This is a genomic window from Fluviirhizobium alvei, assembly GCF_030551875.1.
Lineage (GTDB): Bacteria > Pseudomonadota > Alphaproteobacteria > Rhizobiales > Rhizobiaceae > Rhizobium_E > Rhizobium_E alvei.
On sequence record NZ_JAUOZU010000040.1, the window covers coordinates 1 to 928 of the forward strand.

Sequence of the window (928 nt, forward strand, 5' to 3'; positions counted from 1 at the left end):
GATTGCGTTATCCTCCGGACATCTTCGAATATCCGCGCCGCCCTATTCCGCTTCGATCGGATTGCGCAGGACGCCCAGTCGGTCGATCTCGACCTCGACAACATCGCCCGGCGCCATCCACAAGGGAGGAGTCCGTTTTGCACCGACGCCGCCGGGTGTGCCGGTGACAATCACGTCGCCGGGCTCCAGCCGGGTGAATTGCGAGCAATATTCGATCTGTCGCGCGACATCGAAAATCATCTGCGAGAATGTCGCTTCCTGTACCACAACACCGTTGAGACGGGTCTGGATGCGCAAGGGCGACAGGTCTCCCAGTTCGCCCGGGGTCATCATCCAGGGACCGAAGGCACCCGTATTCGGGAAATTCTTGCCCGGCGTGAATTGATGCGTATGGCGCTGATAGTCCCGGATGCTGCCATCATTGTAGATGGCGTAACCGGCGACATGGGACAGCGCATCCTCCCGCTTGATGTAGCGGCCTGCCTTGCCGATGACCACGGCCAGCTCTCCCTCATAATCGAGTTCAGTGGAAACCCTGGGGCGTATGATCGGCGCAAGATGGCCGGTCTGGCTGTTGGCGAAGCGCGCAAACACTGTCGGATGATCGACCACGCTACGGCCCGTTTCCTGCCGGTGCATTTCATAGTTCAGCCCGATACAAAGAATCTTGTCCGGGTTGGGAATGACCGGCAGCCATTTCACTTCGGAAACCGGGATGGCGGCAGCCTGCTTCCCAGCATCGGCAACCCCCTCTAGGCCCGCCGCAATTGCCGATTTCAGATCGGCATATCGGTCTGTCAGAGTCGCGCCGACATCGAAAAATCGATCGGATTCGACAATGCCCCAGGTAATGCGGCCAGCGATGGAGACGGTGGATAGTTTCATTGGTGTTCTCCTTGCATCGAGCGTCAGGCGCTCCTCATCTTGT

At 58.8% G+C, this 928-nt stretch carries 1 protein-coding gene; it reads right to left on the reverse strand.

Annotation, left to right across the window (positions count from 1 at the left end; all coding sequences use genetic code 11):
• Positions 1-42: 42 nt before the first annotated feature.
• Positions 43-885, reverse strand: coding sequence for a fumarylacetoacetate hydrolase family protein (locus Q4481_RS24560; protein ID WP_304379060.1), 843 nt, complete (start codon positions 883-885; stop codon positions 43-45).
• Positions 886-928: the final 43 nt, after the last annotated feature.